The 17314-nt window shown below is 63.9% G+C and carries 21 protein-coding genes; 10 read left to right on the forward strand and 11 right to left on the reverse strand.

All coding sequences use genetic code 11. The annotated features are described in order from the left end of the window. Positions 1-77 precede the first annotated feature (77 nt). Positions 78-662 (reverse strand): TetR/AcrR family transcriptional regulator, encoded by a 585-nt coding sequence (locus tag ABIA40_RS14345; RefSeq protein ID WP_275499469.1) that lies wholly within the window; start codon positions 660-662, stop codon positions 78-80. An 80-nt stretch (positions 663-742) separates the two neighbouring features. Here ABIA40_RS14345 and ABIA40_RS14350 point away from each other — a divergent pair, with 80 nt between their 5' ends. Beyond that, the gene (locus ABIA40_RS14350) at positions 743-1249 is read left to right on the forward strand and encodes a peptide deformylase (protein WP_404541650.1); all 507 of its coding nucleotides are present in this window, start codon (positions 743-745) and stop codon (positions 1247-1249) included. Positions 1250-1347: 98 nt separating this feature from the next. Here ABIA40_RS14350 and ABIA40_RS14355 read toward each other — a convergent pair whose 3' ends face one another. After that, on the reverse strand, positions 1348-1992 hold the full coding sequence (locus ABIA40_RS14355) for a hydrolase (protein ID WP_157284526.1): 645 nt from the start codon (positions 1990-1992) through the stop codon (positions 1348-1350). A 147-nt stretch (positions 1993-2139) separates the two neighbouring features. Between ABIA40_RS14355 and ABIA40_RS14360 the strand changes: the two genes are divergently transcribed. Beyond that, complete coding sequence (locus ABIA40_RS14360) at positions 2140-3021, forward strand: LysR family transcriptional regulator (RefSeq protein ID WP_157284525.1); 882 nt, start codon at positions 2140-2142, stop codon at positions 3019-3021. 33 nt (positions 3022-3054) lie between these two features. On the opposite strand, the gene ABIA40_RS14365 is transcribed toward ABIA40_RS14360, so the two are convergent. After that, on the reverse strand, positions 3055-3417 hold the full coding sequence (locus ABIA40_RS14365; protein ID WP_271547114.1) for a helix-turn-helix transcriptional regulator: 363 nt from the start codon (positions 3415-3417) through the stop codon (positions 3055-3057). Continuing rightward, the gene (locus ABIA40_RS14370; protein ID WP_404541653.1) at positions 3417-4079 is read right to left on the reverse strand and encodes an SRPBCC family protein; all 663 of its coding nucleotides are present in this window, start codon (positions 4077-4079) and stop codon (positions 3417-3419) included. The genes ABIA40_RS14365 and ABIA40_RS14370 overlap by 1 nt, the downstream gene beginning before the upstream one ends. Positions 4080-4248: 169 nt before the next feature. Between ABIA40_RS14370 and ABIA40_RS14375 the strand changes: the two genes are divergently transcribed. Continuing rightward, the gene (locus tag ABIA40_RS14375) at positions 4249-4599 is read left to right on the forward strand and encodes a cupin domain-containing protein (protein WP_404541655.1); all 351 of its coding nucleotides are present in this window, start codon (positions 4249-4251) and stop codon (positions 4597-4599) included. Between the two features lie 215 nt (positions 4600-4814). On the opposite strand, the gene ABIA40_RS14380 is transcribed toward ABIA40_RS14375, so the two are convergent. From ABIA40_RS14380 to guaA, 3 genes are all read right to left on the reverse strand, one after another. After that, positions 4815-6113, reverse strand: a complete 1299-nt coding sequence (locus tag ABIA40_RS14380) for a serine hydrolase domain-containing protein (RefSeq protein WP_404541658.1) — start codon at positions 6111-6113, stop codon at positions 4815-4817. A 101-nt stretch (positions 6114-6214) separates the two neighbouring features. Continuing rightward, positions 6215-7117, reverse strand: coding sequence for an HNH endonuclease (locus ABIA40_RS14385; RefSeq protein WP_404541661.1), 903 nt, complete (start codon positions 7115-7117; stop codon positions 6215-6217). Positions 7118-7186: 69 nt separating this feature from the next. Next, positions 7187-8785, reverse strand: a complete 1599-nt coding sequence (gene guaA, locus ABIA40_RS14390) for a glutamine-hydrolyzing GMP synthase (protein WP_275509542.1) — start codon at positions 8783-8785, stop codon at positions 7187-7189. Between the two features lie 142 nt (positions 8786-8927). Between guaA and ABIA40_RS14395 the strand changes: the two genes are divergently transcribed. Next, a complete protein-coding gene (locus tag ABIA40_RS14395) occupies positions 8928-9299 on the forward strand; it encodes a nuclear transport factor 2 family protein (protein ID WP_404541664.1) in 372 nt (123 codons plus the stop codon). Between the two features lie 14 nt (positions 9300-9313). On the opposite strand, the gene ABIA40_RS14400 is transcribed toward ABIA40_RS14395, so the two are convergent. Further along, positions 9314-9766, reverse strand: a complete 453-nt coding sequence (locus ABIA40_RS14400; RefSeq protein WP_404541666.1) for a winged helix-turn-helix transcriptional regulator — start codon at positions 9764-9766, stop codon at positions 9314-9316. Positions 9767-9859: 93 nt separating this feature from the next. On the opposite strand from ABIA40_RS14400, the gene ABIA40_RS14405 reads away from it, so the two are divergent. The 3 genes from ABIA40_RS14405 (at position 9860) to ABIA40_RS14415 (ending at position 11972) form a co-directional block, all read left to right on the forward strand. Next, on the forward strand, positions 9860-11122 hold the full coding sequence (locus ABIA40_RS14405; protein WP_271547121.1) for an MFS transporter: 1263 nt from the start codon (positions 9860-9862) through the stop codon (positions 11120-11122). A gap of 43 nt (positions 11123-11165) precedes the next feature. Further along, positions 11166-11498, forward strand: coding sequence for a DHCW motif cupin fold protein (locus ABIA40_RS14410; RefSeq protein WP_404541668.1), 333 nt, complete (start codon positions 11166-11168; stop codon positions 11496-11498). A 264-nt stretch (positions 11499-11762) separates the two neighbouring features. After that, positions 11763-11972 carry a cold-shock protein gene (locus ABIA40_RS14415; protein ID WP_008141931.1) on the forward strand — a complete coding sequence of 70 codons (210 nt, stop codon included), beginning with the start codon at positions 11763-11765 and terminating at the stop codon, positions 11970-11972. 205 nt (positions 11973-12177) lie between these two features. On the opposite strand, the gene ABIA40_RS14420 is transcribed toward ABIA40_RS14415, so the two are convergent. Beyond that, positions 12178-13479, reverse strand: coding sequence for an RsmB/NOP family class I SAM-dependent RNA methyltransferase (locus ABIA40_RS14420; protein WP_404541670.1), 1302 nt, complete (start codon positions 13477-13479; stop codon positions 12178-12180). Between the two features lie 28 nt (positions 13480-13507). Continuing rightward, complete coding sequence (locus tag ABIA40_RS14425) at positions 13508-13930, reverse strand: MAPEG family protein (protein ID WP_404541672.1); 423 nt, start codon at positions 13928-13930, stop codon at positions 13508-13510. 153 nt (positions 13931-14083) lie between these two features. Between ABIA40_RS14425 and ABIA40_RS14430 the strand changes: the two genes are divergently transcribed. The 3 genes from ABIA40_RS14430 (at position 14084) to ABIA40_RS14440 (ending at position 16343) form a co-directional block, all read left to right on the forward strand. Then, on the forward strand, positions 14084-14698 hold the full coding sequence (locus tag ABIA40_RS14430) for an acriflavin resistance protein (RefSeq protein ID WP_404541673.1): 615 nt from the start codon (positions 14084-14086) through the stop codon (positions 14696-14698). Between the two features lie 69 nt (positions 14699-14767). Further along, positions 14768-15610 carry a metallophosphoesterase family protein gene (locus ABIA40_RS14435; RefSeq protein WP_404541675.1) on the forward strand — a complete coding sequence of 281 codons (843 nt, stop codon included), beginning with the start codon at positions 14768-14770 and terminating at the stop codon, positions 15608-15610. Positions 15611-15890: 280 nt separating this feature from the next. Beyond that, entirely contained in the window at positions 15891-16343 is a 453-nt protein-coding gene (locus tag ABIA40_RS14440; protein ID WP_404546239.1) for a DUF992 domain-containing protein, read from the forward strand. 18 nt (positions 16344-16361) lie between these two features. On the opposite strand, the gene ABIA40_RS14445 is transcribed toward ABIA40_RS14440, so the two are convergent. After that, entirely contained in the window at positions 16362-17303 is a 942-nt protein-coding gene (locus ABIA40_RS14445) for an alpha/beta fold hydrolase (RefSeq protein ID WP_036022562.1), read from the reverse strand. Positions 17304-17314 lie beyond the last annotated feature (11 nt).

The raw sequence follows: 17314 nt of genomic DNA on the forward strand, positions 1-17314 counted from the left end.
TGTCTGCTCCTTACCTACTAGTTGGTAGTTTACGTGCTACGCCGAAGCGCCGCCCTGCCGGGCTTGGACAGGCCTCGTCAGTGCCTGGTGGAAAGCCGCTCCAGCAGCGGCCGGGTGATGGTGCCGAAGATTTTTGGATCGCCATAAGCGCGCGCCGACAGCATCGCGCCGTGAACGGTCGCCATGAATCCCTCCGCCTCGGCCCGCGCCGTGCCGGAGAGATGGAGCCGGCCTTGCCGCTTGCCGCGCTCCATCACCGAAGCCAGCCACGACGACACGGAGCGGAAGTGGGCGCGGACTTCGAGCGCGACTTCCTCGGGCAGGATGGGAAGCTCGCTGGCAAGGAGCGCGCAGACGCAGAACGGAGCCGTCGCATCCTTGATGCACGTCTCCCAATAGGCGACATAGCTTTTGAGCTGCTCGGCGGGATCGGCGACATTGCGCTCGAGCGCCGCCAGTCCCGCCTGGGCCTCCTCGCGATAGCGCGCCACGAGGGTGCGCACCAGGTCGACCTTACTGGCAAAGTGGTGGTGGATGCTCGGCTTGCGGATGCCGACGACATCGGCGATGTCGGCGTAACTGAAGCCGTTGTAGCCGCCGGCGATGATCAGCGAGCGGGCACAGGCAAGAATGTCGTCGGCGGTCGAGGAAGCGTTGCTCATGACCGCTAAGCTACCTTCCAGTAGGTAGGTGGTCAAGCGGGAATGCTTCAATGATCCGTGAGTGAGTGGTAGGAGCCTGCATGACCATTCGGCCGATCGTCCGCTACCCCGACCGCCGGCTCGCGAGCCCTGCCCGCCCCGTCACCGCGTTCGACGATGGCTTACGCCAGCTCGCGCAGGATCTGCTCGACACGATGCGCGCCGCGCCCGGCATCGGCATCACGGCGCCGCATATCGGTGTGCCCTTGCGCGTCGTGGTGCTGGAGCTCGACGCCAAGGACGGCGCACGGACCTATGTCAATCCGGAGATCACATGGGCTTCCCCCGAGATGATCATGCATCGCGAAGGCAGCGTCTCGATGCCTGATGTCAATGACGAGGTGCAGCGACACGCGCGCGTGCACATCAGCTATCAGGACCTCGATGGCAACGTGCACACCGAGGAGTCGGAAGGCTTGCGCGCCGTCTGTCACCAGCATGAGATCGACCAGCTCGACGGCCTATTCTGGATCCAGCGGCTGTCGCGGCTGAAACGGGAACGGCTGGTCAAGAAGTTCGAGAAGATGCAGAGACGACCGGCTAAGTGAATTCGCTATGCGCCAGCGCGGAGGCCGGGCGGGCGAACTGCGCCAGCGGTCCACGCTTCGCGCAGCCGCTGTCTCCTCACCCGCTCAGATCATCCCGCTCACCGGGGCACAGGCGTGTTGAGCAATTGCTGCTCCCATAGATACGCGATGCCGCTCCCGCCGGCATGTTCCGTGATCACCTTCGTGAGCGCGACAGCTTGATCGATCCGAGCCCAGTCGCGCTGCCATTCGGCAGCGACCGCCAGCCAAGTCATCATATTCACGCCCGCCGCGATCATGCGCTGGATTGCCACCTGATGGGCCTCCACCGAAACGGCGCCAGACGCGTCGGTGACCACCGTTACATCCCAGCCTTCGCCGCGCGCCTGGATCGCCGGCATGGCGACGCAGATCTCGGTCCACAGGCCAGCGATGATGAGCTGCTTGCGGCCCGTGGCCTTGACCGCGTCCACCACCTTTCGATCTTCCCAGGTGTTGATGAAGGTCCGGTCGATCACCTCCTGGCCGGGGAAAACCTCCGTGATCTGAGGGAAAAGCAGACCACCCCGTTCAGCGATCACCGTGGTCAGGATCGTGGGGACGCGGAAGGCTTTTGCGGCCTTGGCCAGACCTGCCGTATTGTTGATCACCATCTGTGGTTCATGGCTGTTCACGTTCGCAAGCTGGTAAGGCTGGTGGTCAATTAAGACGAGCACTGAATCTTCGGGGCGGAGAAGCGAAGCAAGGCCGTTACGAAAAGTCATCTTTGCATCCTTTACTGCCGTCGTGAGCGGCATTGGTTCGGAGGCGCACGTCAGCAGCGACGTAGCCCTACACTGACATTGGCGTTCCCGGATGCGATACGATAGTGTGCCGCCGCGGAACGCTGTGTCGCCGAATGGGGAACGCTGTTGGATCTCGAAGAAATACGGACATTCGTCGAAGTTGCCGACGCCGGAGGAATTTCATCCGCTGCGGCCCGGCTGGGGGTCGCGAAATCGATCGTCAGTCGTCGGCTTCTCCGGCTCGAAGCGGAACTTGGCGTCCAACTTCTTGCAAGAACGACCCGCGGGGCCGCTCTCACGGAAGCCGGCCTCACTTTCCGAGACTATGCAGCCAGGGTCCGCGCCGAGATCGATGCAGCGAGGGAAGCGATCCTACCCGCCGGAGAGCTGCGCGGCCGCTTGCGCGTTGCAGTGCCGCTTTCTTTCGGCCCGACCCACTTCGCTCCCATCCTTGCAGAAATGGCCCGCCGCCATCCGCATCTCCAGATCCACACCTGCTACAGCGATCGCTTCGCCGATCTCATCGCGGAGGGCTATGATTGTGCGATACGGATTGGCTATCTTCAGGACTCCAATTTGATTGCGAGACGCATCGGACCAATCCACGGGAAGCTTCTCGCGAGCCCTGACTACATCAAGGCCAACGGATCGCCGGAGTCGCCGGAGGAGCTCGTCGCCCATGAGGCGCTGATGCAAGGCACCGAAGCGTGGCACCTCATGGATGGCGACAAGATCATCACGGTTCGTCCGCAGGGACGCTTCAAGGCCGACAACGGCACAGCTCTCCTCGCCGCCGCAACGGCAGGACTCGGGATCGCCTACCTTCCCGACCGCCTCACCCATGAACATGTCGCGTCCGGAGCGCTTGTGCCGGTGATGACGCGCTATCCCCCGCCTCCGGCGGGTGCCTATGTGATCCGCCCTCCGGGCCAGCATCCCGCACGGAAGATACGGGTTCTCACCGAATTGCTGATCGAGTACTGCGAGCCGGGCCCGCATCCTGCGTGAACTCGCTCCTTCACCACCAGATTCGCAACTCCCTCAAGCCCTCTTGCCGCTCCGCCTGGTGATCGGCGCTTTGCGACGCTCGCGTTTGCCGCGGGCGATCTCCGTTGCCAGCGCGTCCAGCTTCGGCTCCCAGAACGTCCTGAACTGGCCGACCCAGGCATCGACCGCTTGCAGCCCGGCCGCGTCGACCGAATAGAGACGCCTTTGCGCCTCGGCCCGGACGCTCGCAAAGCCGCTCTCGCGCAGCACCTTGAGGTGCTGCGAGACCGCCGCCTGGGTGATGCCGAACTCGGCACCGATGACTTCGACGACCTCGCCGGATGCCAACTCACCGGGCGCCAGCAGCTCGAGGATGCGGCGGCGCACGGGATCGGCGAGGACTTCGAAGGCGTGCATCAGCTTCCGGTGCCGGGATGAACGATGTCGGGCGGCGTCTCGCCGCGGTAGAACGCGATGGTGCGGTCCGAGCGCTGCCTCGCCTCGTCAGGATCGACCCCGCTTGCGACATGCGCCGCACGCCAATATTCGCCGCTCGTCGTCATGAATTCCTTGCCCTCGGGCGAGACCATCCAGGCCTCCGCCGTTTCATGATCGACCGATGCCCCGGTCGCAAGATATCGCTCCAGTCCCGCAAACGCGAGGTCCCAGCCGATACCGACCGCACCCGGACCGAACTGATTCCAATGATCCTCGATGATCGCGGTGTGCTCAAGCGTCAGGCGCGCCTGGCTTCGCTCGGCTGTCAGGCTGACGTCGATCCAGCTCGTGGCGCCGCCGAATTCCCAGGTCGCGGCGAAATGGGTCGGCGGCGTGCAGGATGTGATGGTGCCGCCGGCATTGCCCTTGACCTGGTAGCGTCCGCCGAGCCGGAGGTCGCCCTCGACCGGCGCAAACCAGCGCGGGATCCGCTCCCTGCTGGTCACGGCGTCCCAGAGGTCATCGACGCTGGTGTCGTAGAGCCGCGTCAGCGTCACCGCGCTCGCCGGCTTGCCGTCCCTCTCGAAGCTCCTCACCGAGCGCGTCACAAGCCCCAAGACCCTGGCGACGTCGATCTGCATTTCGGTTCTCCCTGTGGTTCATCTGCCGACAAATATCGATCGCTACTAATATAAGTCAATACTTATATTTCGTGCGTTCCCGCTGCGTCAACCTCCCCGCGACCGGAACCAAACAACGGCCACGGCGTCTATCGGTGCCCTCCCCAGCCCCACAAGACGGAAAGACCTCATGAAAGTTCGCAAATTCGCCATCGCCGACGCCTCGCTCGAGCGTTCACCGGGACAGGACGGCGATATCTTCGTTGCCAACATGGTCGACCAGCGCCACGGCGGACCTATCACGATCGGCTTCGGCCGCTACGCGCCGAACCAGAATCTCAAGGAGACGATGAAGGTCGACGATGTCATGATCGTCCTCGAAGGGAAGCTGTCGGTCACGAGCGACGGCAGCACCGTCACCGCGGGGCCCGGCGAGATCGTCCATATGCCGAAGGGCGAGACGGTCACGATCCGCTCGCACGAGCAAGGCGCCGTAACCGCCTACGTCACCTATCCGCATTGGCAGGAGGCGCGCGACTGAGGCACGAGCTCACCCGCGGCCCATCCTTCGAGACGCCCGCCTCTGGCGGGCCCTCAGGATGAGGTCTCGTCTTGCGGCCAGCATGGTGAGGAGCCCGCACAAGCGGCGTCTCGAACGATGAAGGCCGAGGTCGCTACTCAGCGGCAGCTCGTAGGGCGGATTAGCCGAAGGCGTAATCCGCCATCTGCCAACACGGCGCGACGAGAGATGGTGGATTACGCCGGCGGGCTGCGCTTCGCGCAACCGCAGGCTAATCCACCCTGCCCGCCCGTCATTAGCGCCTTCGCCAGCGCCATATAGACCGGCAGCGTCACGGGATCGTTGGCGGCGTTACCCGCCATCGGATGCGAGGCGTAGCGCGCGATCACCATCTCGGCCTTGGGATCGATGTAGATGCCCTGGCCGTAGACGCCGCGCGCCATGTAGGCGCCGTGGTCGTTGTGCGTGACCCACCATTGATTGCGGTAGGACGCGCCCGGCAGCGTGGTGTAGCCGGCCGGCTTGAATTTGTCGGGATCGCCGCCGCGCGCGATGTCCTCAACGACCGGAGACGGCACGATCTGGCGGCCGTTGAAGCGGCCGTGATTGCGCATCGTCTCGCCGAAGCGGGCGAGATCGCGCAAGGTCGTGGAGAGACCGCCGCCGCCGCTCTCGGTGCCGATGCGGTCGACGTGATAATGCGCATCCTCCTCCGCGCCCATCGGCTGCCAGATGCGCTCGGAGAGCAGATCGGACAGCGTCATGTTGCTGGCGCGCCTGACGATCCACGCCAGCACGTCGGTGTTGACGGTCTTGTAGGCAAAGGCCTTGCCGTGCTCGCCCTGCTTCTTCTGCGCGATGAGGAAATCGAAGATAGTGGTCGGGCCATCATAATCCGTCGGGATCGGCGCCATGCCGTTGGCGCGCCTGAGACCCCACACGTCCGAGTTCTTGTCGGTGTAGACCTCGGTGTAGAGCAGCCCCGTGGTCATATCCATGACCTCGTGCACGCGCGCATCGCCGAACGCGCTTGGCTTTAGCTCCGGCACATAGTCCGTGACGGGCGCCTGCGGATCGATCTTGCCCTCCGCGACCAGAATCCCCGCAAGCACACCGGTGAACGACTTCGTCACCGACATCGCAATATGGGGCTTGTGCGGCTTCAACGCGCCGAAATAGCGCTCATAGATCAGCCTGCCCCGATGCAGCACGGCGATGCCGTCGGTGTAGGTCTCCTCCAGCATCTTGTCGAACGTCATGGGTCGGCCGTCCATCGTGGTCGAGGCGACTGCGCCGATGTCCCGGTCCGCACGCGGCAGAGGCGACGCAGGTCCAGCTCCGCGCCAGACGTTCACGGTGGGCACGAGCTGGCGGATGTTGCTCCAGGCCCAGCGCAACTCGGGGAAGCTGCGGAAGGAGCCGTCCTGGAAGGTGATGAGGCGGTCGGGAGACGGAGGGAAGCCGCGCATATAGGCGAGGGTCTCGGGGTCGGTGGTGGTGGCGGTTGGGTGGGCGGCTGCAGGCGCGGCGGACATCAGGGCTAGCTCCAGAGGACGAAATAGATTCCTATCATGTCGGAGTACGGTCCACATCAAGCGCTAGCGCTAGGCTGAAGCGCGTAACTCTAGGATCTCGTCTACTGTTTGAAGCAATGCTCCCGGTGCCATTGTAGAAAATGCGGATGAGGCCGATCAGATGCCCGTCTTGGCTCGATCGCGCGACCGGACTTGTTGATGACCGATCGAACTCCCTCTGGGTCGTTTGTCTGGCGCGAGATCAGTATTTCCAAATCATCGGACAGGCTGATCAAACCACGATCGAACATCCAATGAGCTGTACCCGACAGAGCGATCCCATTGCTCACGATGTCCGGCCCGTTTACCTCCACGGGCCGAATGTGCGCCGCCGCGACCTCTGCGCGTCCCATTCCATTGATAAGCTTCAGGCCGGTGATGGCGCAGCGTTCGTCGTAGGCACGCAATACGATCCGACGAAAAACTCGGTCACGCAAAACTCTCGATACCGTTAAACTGACGCGATCACGCTGCTGCTCAAGTATAAAGGGCGCCTGCTCTCTTTCGTCGAGTTGAGACAATCGAACATCGGCATCGAGTCGGGGCAGTAGCGGTGCGCCTTCCGCAAAACCGAGTTCAACTATTCTATTGAAATCGTCCGTCGAGATTGGGCGGACTGCCGCCTGAGCACGCCCCGAAATTCGTCCGTGATCATTCAATACACCCCGCTCCACAGGACCGGTCGGTGTGTTGAAAGGGACCGGATTCGCAAAATCGAGGTAGCTTCCAGGCTCTATCAGAGCGAGGTACATTCCTGAAGTACCGGGATCGGGAAGGACCTGCTGAACGCGAGCAATCGCAAAGTAGCCCCGCGTCTCGGCGACCTTGCTTGGCTCATAATAGATGATCCAATCGCCGACGCAGCCCTGGACACGACGCAGATATTGACTGGGAAACTGATATTGCTCAGCGGGGCTGTCATCATAGATCGAGTCCGATCGATGGATGAATACCCCAAATCCCATGACTGCGCCGCATCGCCTCTACGAGAACTAACGACTTGACTCGGTTCTATTGAACCCGGGAGGAGCCCCCTACTCCCATTCAATCGTCCCGGGCGGCTTGCTCGTCACGTCGTACACCACCCTATTCACGCCCTTCACCTCGTTGATGATGCGCGTCGCCGTCTCGCCCAGAAACTTCATGTCGAACTGGTAGAAGTCCGCGGTCATGCCGTCGGTGGAGGTGACGGCGCGCAGGCCGACGACGTAGTCGTAGGTGCGGCCATCGCCCATGACGCCGACGGTCTTGACCGGGAGCAGCACGGCGAACGCCTGCCAGATCTCGTCGTAGAGACCGTGCTTCCTGATCTGGTCGATGTAGACCGCGTCCGCCTTGCGCAGGATGTCGAGCTTGTCCCTGGTGATCTCGCCGGGGCAGCGGATGGCGAGGCCCGGGCCCGGGAACGGGTGGCGGCCGACGAAGATTTCGGGGAGGCCGAGCTCGCGCCCTAGCTTGCGCACCTCGTCCTTGAACAATTCGCGCAGGGGCTCGACGAGCTTCATGTTCATGCGCTCGGGGAGGCCGCCGACATTGTGGTGCGACTTGATGGTGACGGAAGGTCCGCCGGTGAAGGAGACGCTCTCGATCACGTCGGGGTAGAGCGTGCCTTGCGCCAGGAAATCGGCGCCGCCGATCTTCTTGGCCTCAGCCTCGAACACCTCGATGAAGAGGCGGCCGATGGTCTTGCGCTTGGCTTCAGGGTCGGTGACGCCCTCGAGTTCGCCGAGGAATTGCCTGGAGGCATCCACGTGCACGAGCGGGATGTTGTAGTGGTGGCGGAAGAGGTCGACGACCTGCTCGGCCTCGTTGAGGCGCATCAGGCCGTGGTCGACGAAGACGCAGGTGAGCTGGTCGCCGATGGCCTCGTGGATCAGCACGGCCGCCACGGCCGAATCGACGCCGCCGGAGAGGCCGCAGATCACCCTGCCCTTGCCGACCTGCGCGCGGATCTTTGCGATCTCCTCCTCGCGGAAGGCGCGCATGGTCCAGTCGCCGGTGAGGCCGGCGATCTTGCGCACGAAGTTGCGGATCAGCTTTGCGCCGTCGGGCGTGTGCACCACTTCGGGATGGAACATCAGGCCGTAATATTTGCGCTTCTCGTCCTGGATGATCGCGAACGGCGCGTTCGGCGAGGTGCCGGCGACCGAGAAGCCCGGCGGCATTTTTGTGATGCGGTCGCCATGGCTCATCCAGACCTGGTTCTTGCTGCCTGACGACCAGACGTCCGCAAACAGCTGGCTCTCGGCCTTCACCTCGACATCGGCGCGGCCGAATTCGCGGTGATGGCCGCCCTCGACCTCGCCCCCGAGCTGGGCCGCCATGGTCATCTGGCCGTAGCAGATGCCCATCACCGGCACGCCGGAGTCGAAGATCAATTGCGGAGCGCGGGGCGAGCCGGCCTCGTGGACCGATTCCGGGCCGCCGGACAGGATCACCGCTTTCGGCTTCATCTCCTCGAAGGCGGCTTCCGCCTTGTTGAACGGGACGATCTCGCAATAGACGCCGTCCTCGCGCACGCGACGCGCGATCAGCTGCGTCACCTGGCTGCCGAAGTCGACGATGAGAATCTTGTCGTGCGCCGAGGCCACCGAGGGCGTCGACGCGGAGCGGTCGTTCTGTGCTGCTGTCATGGCCAGCCAATACGCTGGTGCGGCCCGGGCCGCAACCGCGGTCGCGGCGGGCCCACATGCTTCTTTGGGCATGGACAAGACGACATATATAGGTAAGTATTATTGACCTATCATACAAAGGGGCCGATCAGGGAGAAATGCCATGTCACAGCACCATCAGCCGTCAACGCTTGCCGCGCTCGGCCGGGCTTGGGTCGAGGCCTGGAATGCGCGCGACCTCGAGCGCGTGCTCACGCTCTACGACGAGGCGGCCGTGATGACGTCTGACCGCATTCCGATGCTGGGATTCGACCCCAGCGGCACCGTGCGCGGCAAGGATGCGCTTCGCGCCTATTGGGGCAAGGCGCTTCCCCTGGTGCCGAACCTGCATTTCTCGCTGATCGACCTGTTCGTCAGCCCGGACAGCCTCGTGGTGTTCTACCAGAACGAACGGGGCAAGAAGATCTGCGAATATCTGCGGGTGAACGAGGCCGGGCTGATCGTGCAGGGCTCGGCGAACCATCTAGCGCATTGATCCGCGCAGAGACATCAGCGCTTGCGCGTGCTCACCTTCCTCACCTTCGTATCGGACCATGTCAGCGGCCGGCCGGTTCGCGACGGCAGCACCAGCTGCCCCACCCGTTGGCCGGCCTGGTCCACCAGCTCGGAATGTGCCTCGCTGCGCCCGTAGAGATGTGCCTCGCCCCATTGGCGCAGACCGACAATGACGGGAAACAAGTCGCGTCCACGCCTCGTCAGTGCGTATTCCTGATACGCGCTGCCATCGGACGCCGGAACCATCTCGAGCACGTCGAGCTCTACCAGCTTGCGCAGGCGCGCGCTGAGCATGCCCTTGGCAATGCCGAGATTCTTCTGGAAATCGCCGAACCGGCGCAGCCCGTCGAAGGCATCGCGCACGATGAGGAGCGACCACCAGTCACCGATTGCATCGAGCGCACGCGCCACCGGGCAGTCGGCCCCGGAAAAACCTGTCCGCTTCATGCTCCCACTCCGATCTGGTTCTAAAATAAGACTAGACGGCGCCGCCCGCAACTGGTCTTATAATGAGACCAGAAAGCGTGCCGGAGATGACGGATGACGAGCAATGATCTCGCCCCAGGCAACCCCAAGGATAGTGCCGGGACGGCCGGGTACGGGCTTTCCTCCGCGCTGGCGCTGCTGCTTGCGCTGGCTTGCGGCCTCAGCGTCGCCAACATCTACTTCGCCCAGCCCCTGCTCGACTCGATGGCCGCGGACCTCGGAATCGCTCCCGCAGCGATCGGCATGGTCGTGACCTTCACGCAGATCGGTTATGCGTGCGGCTTGATCTTGATCGTGCCGCTCGGCGACCTCTGGGATCGCCGTCGTCTGATCGCCGGCCAGATTGCACTGTCGGCGACCGGACTCCTGGTCGTCGGCACCGCATCCCACGCCGCTGTGCTGCTCGCGGGACTGACGCTGGTCGGCGTGCTTGCCGTGGTCGTGCAGATCCTGGTCGCCTTTGCCGCAACGCTCGCAACGCCGGACGGGCGGGGCCGCGCCATCGGGACCGTCACCAGCGGCGTCGTCGGCGGAATCCTGCTCGCGCGCTTCGCCTCGGGCGCTCTGGCCGATGTCGGCGGCTGGCGCATGGTCTACCTGGTTTCGGCCGGCCTCATGCTCGCGATGGCCGTCTTGCTGTTGCAAGTCCTGCCGCGCGGCGCGCCCACGGCAATGGCAGGCTCCTCGTATCTATCGCTGTTGCGCTCGACGGCGGCGCTGTTCGCGGAGGAGCCGATCCTGCGGGAGCGCGCCTTGTTCGCGTTCCTGATCTTCGCCGATCTTAACGTGTTCTGGACGTCGATCGTGCTTCCGCTGTCGGCGCCGCCTTTCGCGCTGTCGCACACAACGATTGGGCTGCTCGGGGTCGCCGGCTTCGCCGGAGCACTCGGCGCGCGCAACGCCGGTCGTCTCGCCGACCTTGGATGGGCCCAACGCACGACCGGACTATCGTTGGTGCTGATGCTCGGCGCCTGGGCCGCGATCGCCTGCCTGCAAGTCTCGCTCTGGTTCGTCGTCCTGGGCGTGATCATGCTGGATCTCGGGCTGCAGGCCGTACATGTGACCAGCCAGAGCCTGATCGTCGCCGCGCGTCCCGACGCAGCAAGCAGGCTGGTCGGGACCTATATGGTGTTCTATTCTATCGGCAGCGCAGCCGGCGGAATCGCGGCGACCATGGTCTACGCTGTGGCAGGTTGGAGCGGCGTTTGCATGCTGGGTTCCGGCATCAGCGCCGCGGCCCTGCTGGTCTGGGTCATCAATGCGAGCAGGATGCAAGAGGCGGCCGGCTGCACGCTGACGCCCTCGCCGCCCACGTAACGTGCACGACCACCCGACGGTCCATCCAAATCAGGATTCCCCCATGAAGCTCCCCACCTCCCCCTTTACCGTCACCGACTGGAGCAAGGTTGAGCCGACCGCGCATCCCGGCGAGAGCGGCGAGGCCACATGGCGCACGCTCAACATCGGCGAACTCCGCGTGCGGATGGTGGAATACTCGCCGGGCTATCTGGCCGATCATTGGTGCGATCGCGGCCACGTGCTCTACGTGCTGAAGGGCGAGCTCGACTCCGAGTTGCGCGACGGGCGCAAATTCACGCTCACGGCGGGGATGAGCTACCAGGTATCGGACTTCGGCGACGCCGCGCACCGGTCCTCGACGACGAAGGGGGCGACGCTCTTCATCGTCGACTGAGGCGCGCTCGACGGTTGATTTGCACCGCAAAATAGCAAAGTGGCGCGACGTTTCGGGCCACGGGTGGTGCCTTGAAGTGGCCCCAAATTCTCGCTATATTGTGATCATCGATACTTGGCCGAACGACTGGGCCGCTTCGCTTCGTTGCTGACGGGCGCGCACGCTTCAGATGAATTCTCCAAACATCGACTCATCAGGGACTATGGGCGCAATGCTGCGTACCGGTCCGCGTGCGTACCTCTCTAACTAAACAAGGAAATTCCCATGGCTATGGGCACCGTGAAGTGGTTCAACACCCAAAAGGGTTATGGTTTCATCCAGCCGGATGACGGCCAGAAGGACGTGTTCGTTCACATCAGCGCCGTCGAGCGCGCTGGCCTCTCCTCCCTCAACGAGGGTCAGAAGGTCTCGTTCGACATCGTCGCCGACCGCCGCAGCGGCAAGTCGTCGGCTGACAATCTCCGCGTCGGCTAACGCCCTCGCACCGTTCTGACCGCGGACGTACCGGCAGAACGTTGGAACTCGAAAGCCCCGCGACCGGGATCGGTCTGCGGGGCTTTTGTTTTTGATGTCCTTCCGGGGCGCCCGCAGGGCGAACCCGGAATCCATTGACCCGCGGAGACCGCCGCACGATGGATTCCGGGCTCGCGCTACGCGCGCCCCGGAATGACAACGTCGATCAGCCCTTCTTCTTCAGCACCGACACGAAAAACCCATCCGTCCCGGTCCGGCGCGGTGTCATCAGCCAGCCCTCGGCGGATTGCAGCGCGGCCTCGCCAAAGGCTTCCGCCTTGTCCCAGAGCACGCTTGCGGTCTGCTCGGGCGGGACGACCGAGAACTCGCCATGTCGGCCGACAAACGCCCTCACCTGCTCGCCGTTCTCCTCCGCCAGCACCGAGCAGGTGATGTAGGCGATGCGGCCGCCCGGCTTGACCAGCGGAACCGCGCGCTCCAGCACATCGGCCTGGTCGCGCAGGCGGATCTCCAGCGCACCGGGGCGCATCCGCCATTTGGCATCGGGGTTGCGGCGCCAGGTGCCGGTTCCGGTGCAGGGCGCGTCGATCACGACGAGGTCGGCCGTGGTGCGGATGTCGGCAAGCGATTCGGCCTCGCCCTTGGGCGTGCGGATTTCGGCGTTGTGGACGCCGGCGCGCGATAGCCGCTCGTGGATCGGCGCGAGCTGGCGCTTGTCGCGGTCGGTCGCGATCAGCCGGCCCTTGCCCTGCATCAGGGCGGCCAGCGCCAGCGTCTTGCCGCCGGCGCCAGCGCAGAGATCGATCACCTGCTCGCCGGGTTTTGCCGCGGTGAATTGGGCTGCAAGCTGCGATCCCTCATCCTGCACTTCAATTGCGCCCTTGATGAAATCCTCTTCCGCCTGGATGCCGGGGTTGCGCGCATCGGCCGAAAGCTCGATGCGCAGGCCGGTTGCGGACCAGGGCGTCGGTTTTGCATGAAGATGAGAAAGCGCCTTCAGCGCCTTGTCGCGGTTGGATTTTAGCGTATTGACACGCAGGTCCAGCGGCGCCCGGCTCGCCATCGCGGCGGCCTCCGCCGCACGGTCCTCGCCGAACACTTTTGCAAGGTGCGGGTCGAGCCACTCCGGGTAGTCGCCGGCGACGGCGGCCGGGGCGTCCTGGAGGGAGCGCGAGGCGAGCGCAGCCTGCTCGGCCTCGGTCAGCGGCGCCGGCGCAAAGCGGCTGCCGTCGAACAAGGCGCCCATGGTCGCCGTGTCCATCTTGCGCTCGAGGCGGAGCATGCCGATCAGCCGGGCCCGCGCGGTATCGGAATCCATCAGCCAGGCGCTCGAGGCGTAGCGGCGCAGCACATCCCAGACGAGGCCAGCGATGGCCGCGCGGTCGCCGGAACCGGCGAAGCGGTGCGCGGTGCCCCACTCCTTCAGCGCCTTCGCCGCGGGCACGCGGTCCCTCTCGATGGTGTCGATCAGTTCGATGGCTGCGGACAGCCGGGCAGCGGGGGTCATTCGGGTTCTTTCAAGTGGTGCGCAGCGCCTAGATCAGCAGCAAAAGCTTCAGCGCGAAGTAGATCCACATCGCGAGCAGCACCAGCACGCCAGCGAGCCAGACCGTGGAGCGGCGGCCGAGATCGTTGGAGGAAACGAACACGCCGGCATGAGCAAAGCGCGTCACCACGAACACCCAGGACATCAGCACGATGAAGAAATCGGCGCGGCGCAGGGGTAATGCCAGTGCGATCAGTACGTAAAATAGCACCGGCAGCTCGAACTGGTTGCGGTAGCAATTGGCGATTTGTGTGGCGCCCTTCGGCCAGTTCGGCTCGCCGAGCGCAATGTCGCGGATCTTGGTCTCGCCGGAGACCAGGGTCTTGCGGCGCGCCAGGACCATGCCGATCAGCAGCGCGAAGGTGAGAGCGACCTGCACGAAGACCGGCAGCAGGACCATTTGAACGGACATCGGAACTTTCCCGTAAAGGCGAAATGCCGCCGCCGTCATTAGCCGCGACTTTTGGCGCTGACAATGAATGACTTGAACCGGCGTTCCCGCTTCCGCGACCAACCCCAGATTGTTAAAGCGATTCGGCCCTTTGGGCCCCGAGGCGAGCCAGCCATGAATTCCTTGTCCAGCTTGTTCAGCGAAGCCGCCGCGGGCCAGCTCGGCCTCCTGATGTCGGCGCTGTCGGGGATTGCGGCAGCGCTCGCGGTCGCGTTGGCCATGACGGTCTACTTCCGCCTGAGCTATCGGACCTGGCGGGACGTCGCCCGGCATGGCCTGGCGACCTTGGCCGCGCTCGCGCTGTTCGCCTTTGCCGCCTACGACATGCGTCACGCGGCGCTCGCCTATCTCGGTCTCAACCCCTCCAAGCCCGCCGTCGAGTTCGAGATCCGCATGCCCCGGGAGATGCTGACGGCGGTGAGTGACAGCCAGATCGAGCTGCACACCGACCGCAACCAGACATTGGCGCTGGTGGACGGCGTGCGCGACCTCTCGGACGGCCGGGCCGTGCTGCGCGGCGCAGTGGTGCTCAACCACCGCACGGCCGATCGCGTTCTCGTCGTGAACCTCTCAGGCAAGGGCGTCTTCGAGTTCCGCCTCCGCCTGCCGGCCGAGCCGCATCGCTCCGGCCAGTTCGGCCCCTGGCACCTCGCCGACCGCATTGCCGCCCCGCTCGCCGGTACCATCGCCCCGCAGGACGGCTACACCATCCGCTACCGCGTGCTTTAAACTTTGTTCGCTGCGATCCATGCCCGCGCCGTCATCGTTCCGACGCGCGGCGACGGGTAGGATGATCGCATGTCCGAATTTCGTCTCACGCAGATTTCCGATACCCATCTCGGCCGGCGCTTTCCCGGCCTGATCGCCAACTTCGCGGCGATCAGCGAGCACATCGACGCCGGTAGGCCCGATCTCGTCGTCAACACCGGCGACGTCTCGTTCGACGGGCCGACCAACCGCGACGACGTCGAGTTTGCCAAAGGTCTGCACGACGCGCTGCCCGTCACCTGCCGCTATCTCCCCGGCAATCACGATATCGGGGACAATCCGACCGCGATCGGGCCGGCGCCGAAGCCGCCGGTCAGCGAGACGCACCGCCAGCAGTTCTGCGACATCATCGGCGAAGATCATTGGGCGTTTGACGCCGCGGGCTGGCGCTTCATCGGCTTCAATTCACTGGTGATGAACTCAGGGCTCGCCTTCGAGGCCGAGCAGTTCGACTGGCTTTGTTGCGAGATCGCGCAAGCGAACGGCAGGCCGGTCGCGCTGTTCCTGCACAAGCCCCTCTTCCTCAACCTGCCCGACGATCCCGAGACGCCGGAGACGTCGATCCGCTACGTGCCGCAGCCAGCGCGGGCGCGGCTGATCGAGATGTTCGGCAAGGTCGACCTGCGTCTCATTGCCAGCGGCCACGTGCACCAGCGCCGCGACTTCACCTTCCGCAACATCCGCCACGTCTGGGCGCCGTCGGCGGGCTTCGTCATCAACGATCAGCGCCAGGACCGGATCGCGATCAAGGAGGTCGGCCTGGTCGAATACCGCTTCCAGCCCGACAGTCTCGAGGTCCGCCACGTCAGGGCCGCCGGCCAAGTCGATGTCGACATCGAGGAACTGCTGATCCAGATGGGCGACGGGCACTGATAAAATCGGCTGCGTGCAGTAGGCGCGCTTGATGTCCACCTGTCACTCAACACCTAGCGCAGAGCCGGACACGCGTGCTCCACATCCCGAACCCGTAAGCGAGGCCCGTCTCGTGGTTCTGGAGCTTCGGCTTGCGACCAACAGGAACATCGCTGGCTCCGCGCGCATTGAAGGACGATCAGACTACGTCGATGGAGGCCCCATGACCAGGACAACGCTGAATGAAGCGAGACTGACCAATTTGGCAACGGCTTGCGCGGCCTTGGCACTCGCCCTCACGATGGTTCCGGCAACGGCGCAGGAGGCTGGGCGCTCGAGAGTCGGCACACTCACGTGCAACATATCGCCCGGAGTCGGCATGATTGTTGCGGGACAACGGCAGCTGAGTTGCATCTATGCATCGGCACGAGGCAGGGCGCGCGAGGCTTACGAAGGCACCGTCAGCACGCTTGGTCTCGACATAGGAGCCACGTCCGGCGGTCAGCTCGTTTGGACCGTGTTTGCGCCAACGACAGTTCGCCGGGCAGCCTTGGCCGGAACTTATGCGGGCGCGACCGCCGGCGGCACTGTCGAAACCGGAGTTGGTGCCAACCTCCTGGTGGGCGGCTCGGATCGTACGATCGCCTTGCAGCCGGTGTCCGTCCAGGCGCAGACAGGTGTGAACGTCGCAGCAGGCATATCAAGAATGGAGTTGCGGCCGGCTGCTGCGCCTGCACGCGGCAAGGCCCAGTGACGGCCGTCGCTGCCGATCTCAGGAGTTCGTCATTGAATTGACGACCTCCACGATGGCGGCGGGGTCTGCGTACGTGACCATATGCCCGGCATTTGGAACAAGGTGAAGATCGGACCGAGGCAGTGCTTGATGTAAATCCTGCGCTTGTCTGAATTCGATCACTTGGTCCTCTGTTCCGTGGAATATCTGCACTCGCTCGCCGATGGCTGGATAATAAGCTTGGAATTGTGTTGCAGTTGGAATGAGGAGTGCACTTTCCTCCGCAGCCGCCCTCAACTGTGTGGGCCTGAGCACCAAAGACGCTGGAAATTCATTCCTGAACGTCTGCGGGACAGAACGGGGCGCAAAGATCTTGCGGAGAGCTCCTGGCAGGACGGCCCACGAAACGATCGGCGCGACAGTGTAACTGACCAAGTCGCCCAGGACCGGTATGGCTGGACCTGACATCAGCCACACGTCCAATCGGCCGGTCGGGAAATAGTACCCTGACGCAAGCACAAGACCTTGGGTCGGATAATCCTTTCGCACGGCGAGAGCGATAGCGACCAAGGCGCCCCAAGAATGGCCGAGCACAACGGGATTGCGGATTCCAAGTTGATTGAGCGCCTTCGCCAACAGAGCGGCTTGAGCTGCCGCGGTCCATATTCGGAGCCGCGGCCGCTGACTATAGCCAAAGCCTGGGCGATCGAAGCACACCACGCGATTGGTGCGGGCAAGAAGATCGACCAGACCGCTGATCGTGAAGTCCTGGATCATGGATCCGTTGCCATGGAGCAGCACGACGCAAGGAGCGGCCGGATCACCGCGATCGACATAGTGGAGCACTACGCCGTCGCATTCGAGGAACTTGCCGATTGGTGGATTCCTCCACTCGGCCAGTTTGGAGAAGCCGATGTTACCGACGACGAGAAGCGCTAATAACAAGGCAGCGATGAGCAACACGGTTTCAGCGGTGGTCATTAGTGACCCTT

The organism is Bradyrhizobium sp. USDA 223 (assembly GCF_044909005.1).
Taxonomy (GTDB): Bacteria; Pseudomonadota; Alphaproteobacteria; order Rhizobiales; family Xanthobacteraceae; genus Bradyrhizobium; species Bradyrhizobium yuanmingense.